At 52.3% G+C, this 3,768-nt stretch carries 5 protein-coding genes; all 5 read left to right on the top strand.

Annotated elements, in window-relative coordinates:
* Window positions 1-582 (top strand): hypothetical protein (locus D0Y96_RS20295; RefSeq protein ID WP_199480526.1); only part of this gene is annotated, 582 nt, incomplete at its 5' end.
* Window positions 583-620: 38 nt separating this feature from the next.
* On the top strand, window positions 621-1,043 hold the full coding sequence (locus tag D0Y96_RS20290; RefSeq protein ID WP_147325160.1) for a hypothetical protein: 423 nt from the start codon (window positions 621-623) through the stop codon (window positions 1,041-1,043).
* A gap of 49 nt (window positions 1,044-1,092) precedes the next feature.
* On the top strand, window positions 1,093-1,653 hold the full coding sequence (locus D0Y96_RS20285) for a polymorphic toxin type 44 domain-containing protein (protein WP_199480524.1): 561 nt from the start codon (window positions 1,093-1,095) through the stop codon (window positions 1,651-1,653).
* Between the two features lie 383 nt (window positions 1,654-2,036).
* Window positions 2,037-2,579 (top strand): hypothetical protein, encoded by a 543-nt coding sequence (locus tag D0Y96_RS20280; RefSeq protein ID WP_117303736.1) that lies wholly within the window; start codon window positions 2,037-2,039, stop codon window positions 2,577-2,579.
* A 713-nt stretch (window positions 2,580-3,292) separates the two neighbouring features.
* Window positions 3,293-3,598: a hypothetical protein gene (locus D0Y96_RS20275; RefSeq protein WP_147325159.1), complete on the top strand. Its 306-nt coding sequence runs from the start codon at window positions 3,293-3,295 to the stop codon at window positions 3,596-3,598.
* Window positions 3,599-3,768: the final 170 nt, after the last annotated feature.

Here is a 3,768-nt window from a genome sequence, read left to right as displayed (position 1 = left end):
TATGACCTCGGCGATCTCATCTACGATGCCGGCAAGGACTTCGGCTGGTGGGGAGGGGGACCGTCGTTCAAGGGAAATGTTGCCGCCTCGCAATCAGGGAAGAATGTGCCGGGGACATCGAGTGCTAATATACCCGGGCCGCCGGTCAGCAACGACGTGCCTATTGATAATCCCTGGGGACAGGCGGCATTTGGCCCGCAGAGTGCACCTACGTGGAATGCCGCAGCGGGTGCCGTCAGTCCTCTGGGAATTGCTACCTGGTATGGCGCAAGCCTCGCAGGTGCGGGCGCAGTCCTCGCAACTCCAGTGGCTAGTGAGGCGCTCCTTGGTTCATCTGAGTTCACAGGTCTGGACATCGAAGGAGCGGAGTCCCTTCCTCCGGGATGGACGGCAGAGTGGGAGCAGATGTATAGCCCCGCAAGGGGCGGATATAACTGGTTTGATACTGAAGGTGGTGAATGGAATCTGCATCAGGTCGATAGTTGGCATTCTGTGGAGCATTGGAATTACAACCCATGGAATAGTTGGAATTCCCAGTGGCTAAACGTCACAAAGGGAGGCCAAATCATGCTTCCGTTCTGAGGAGGGTCCATCCTGTTCTAACAATGCGGGGATATGTTATGCGAGAACAAGAAAAGCTTCCGGTTGCAAGCCTCGGTCTACGCGACGATGGATCCATCGTCTTGCGGATAGTCTGCTGCAGCGCGGAAGAGATGCTTACCATTACGAGGTTCCTCGAAGGGATGGCTAAAGGAGATCGCACTTCCTGCAGCGCTCCCGTTAAGATTGATGGTGACAGCCCTGACCGATTTGGGGCAGTCTACGGCGTCCTCGCGGCGAGCGGAATTCCAGAACAACTCGAACTCTCAAAGAATGATGTTGCCGGCCGGGAGGTGTTATGGTCGGGCGATTCTGAATACTGGATGGAATGCTTCGAGAAGTGCATGTTTCTCAAAGACGCGGGGACCGGCCATCAACACCTGATGGTGCGCTCTCGAAAGAGTCACGATGTCGAACTCTCGTACAACGAATGGCCGATCTAGAGCGCGGGCACCGACTTGTCCAGCCTGCTGACGGACGCGGGTTCTGTTTTTGTTTTTGGAGACGCGATCTACGGGCAAGGACTTCGGCTGGTGGGGCGGGGGACCGTCGTTCCACGGCAATGTTGCCGCCTCGCAGTCCGGGAAAAACGTGCCGGGGACATCGTCAGCCAATGTGCCGGGACCGGCCCAAAATAAAAATTGCTCTGTTCCGCCGGCCCCATCAGGAGTTTCAGTCAATACAAACATCAAGTTTGCAAATGTTTTCCATATCTTCAGCGTCGCGAATATTCCTGTGTTCTATGAGTTGGTACGGGGTAAGGGGCCTATGGATTACAAGCAACAGGCCCAGAATTATTCGGACGGGTACCCTATAGGATCGCCATACGCAGATTTTGGAAATTTCAATTATGGTGCTGTGGGTGCCGCGTTCGGAATACCGCAAAGTATTCTCTTGAGAGCTGCCGGTTACGCACAAGGACAAGCTGGTACATCCTCACCGGAGTGGGGAAATTGGAAAGGAGGGCCTCCTTATGGAGATGATCCGAATGATCAAGCACAAATCATGGATGGGTACAACTATTATCAAGCTGGCTGCTACAAGCACAATTAGGCTGCTTTTGTTGATGGTTGTAGTGCTAGTGGGGCTCACAGGTTGCAGCAATTGCGAGAACAGTCTGAAATCTGAGAGCCCTTCACCAGATGGTCAGCTAGTAGCTCGCGTCTGTGAACGTAATTGCGGTGCTACAACTGATTTTAGCGCTATCGTCAATCTTCAAAGCGCAGCAGCCAAATTTGATTCCAATGATGGGGTGCTGTTCGTCGCAAAAGGACGATACGATATATCCACAAAGTGGACTGGTCCCAAGAGCCTCTTGATCACCTGTAAAGATTGCTCGCGGTCTAACGTGTTTCGCGAAGTTAGCATATACGGAGACATAGATGTGAGCTACGTCTTCGGCCCCAAATAACGGTAAAGCGATAACGCAGCAGTGTTTGTCTCAATACAACAATTCCACTGCGGGCAAAGTCGTTCAGTTTTTCAGCCTTTATAACCTCGCCACAAATTTTCAACACGCATGGGCTGATTGGACGGTGCTTCCGGCACTGAAGTTCCTCTCTCTCAAAGGGCTTGATATGGCAAGTCAAGCAGTAGGAAATACTCAATTCTTATCTGTGACCAGTGGAACATCCACAGTAATTCAGGCTCCGACGTCAGCATTCATTGGACCCGACAGGGAACTCGAGAACGAACTGACTCGATACTTGGGATTCATGTTTCGTAATTGGGCAGCTCGAATCGTGCATAGCGAAATCGGAACGGTCGAAGTCGAGTGTGGACGAGTACGCCTGAAAACGATGCGCGAAAGAGAATTCCTTGTATTCACCATTGCTCCTCGGGATACTGAGAACTGGAATAACCCGGACATTACTCTCGCCGCAGTTACCGGCGAGAGTGAGACTGCTATCATGGGCGACCGCACATCCCTCCTTTCTCTGGCGGGTGTTCTCGAACCCCGAATGGCTCGGCTTCAGTGAGCCCGATCTCGGCGCTGCTGCGGGCGGCGTCGTTTTTGGCAGCCTGCTGACGGACGCGGGCTCTGTCTTTGTTTTCGGGGACGCGATCTACGATCTGGGGAAGGACTTTGGCTGGTGGGGCGGAGGACCATCCTTCAAGGGCAATGTCGCCGCTTCGCAGTCGGGAAAGAACGTGCCCGCTATGTCATCCGCCAATGTGCCGGGACCGCCAACAAACACACCTGGGATTCTGCATCAGGTGGTTTGCGGTGCCGCTCATCTTACCGGGTTCAGTGATTTGCCTGGAATGCTAAATTCCACCGTGGGCGTAGGTATTGGAGGATCGGGAGGTGTCGGACTCTACGGCGGTCTCAGTATTGGCGGCGGAATAATGGCTGTGGCAGATCAACAGGGGAACGTTGGCATAGCAGTTAGCCTCCAGGGAAATCCAGGTCAAGGTGTCTGGGGTATTGGCGCGGGAGGTGGAGGGCAGGTTATGCGTTCCAACGCTTCAAATATTAATGACCTTCGTGGAGTGGGCCCCGATGTCGGAGGATCAATCGGTGACGGGATAGGAGTGGGATTCGACTTTGCAGGTAGTGGAAATACTTGGTCCGGAACATTCACAGTTGGAGGGGGAATTGGACCTATAGCTCATAGTGTTGGAACAAATATTAGCAAGACATGGCTTCCAGTCTCTACAAACTGCAATTGATGGAACATAATAGATGAGAATGGCAAACATAAAGCCGGTGTATCGTATCAGCGCAATTGTTGTTCTTATTGCTTTAGCCGATTTGTTATTACTACTGATTGGCGGACGAGCGAATGCTATTCGCGTCGCACCTAAAAATCCTGCTCTGGTGTTAATCACAGATAGCACTCTGATCGGAATTGGCATAACGGCTCAGATCTGGCTGCGAAATAAATCAAAATACAAAGTACTGAGACTTTTGGCATATGCATTGACGCTTGCAATATGCCTTGCAGTGGGTCTGATTGTTGTCAATCTTATTCTCGTAGCGATATATAGAAGCTAATTTGACTGCGTGTCCTCGTTGTTGCCCAAATAACGTGGTCAAGCATTATGGGGCGGCTGTCCCTTGCAGTTCCTCAGCAGGCCAAGTTATGGCAACGGGAATGTGGTGTGGGAGCACACGAATGTGTGGGTGAACGGGGAGCTGATCGCCACCTACGATCCGAACGGACT

Origin of the sequence: Paracidobacterium acidisoli, from assembly GCF_003428625.2 — a bacterium.
Classification (GTDB): Bacteria; Acidobacteriota; Terriglobia; order Terriglobales; family Acidobacteriaceae; genus Paracidobacterium; species Paracidobacterium acidisoli.
This window is presented reverse-complemented; position numbering and strand designations above follow the sequence as displayed.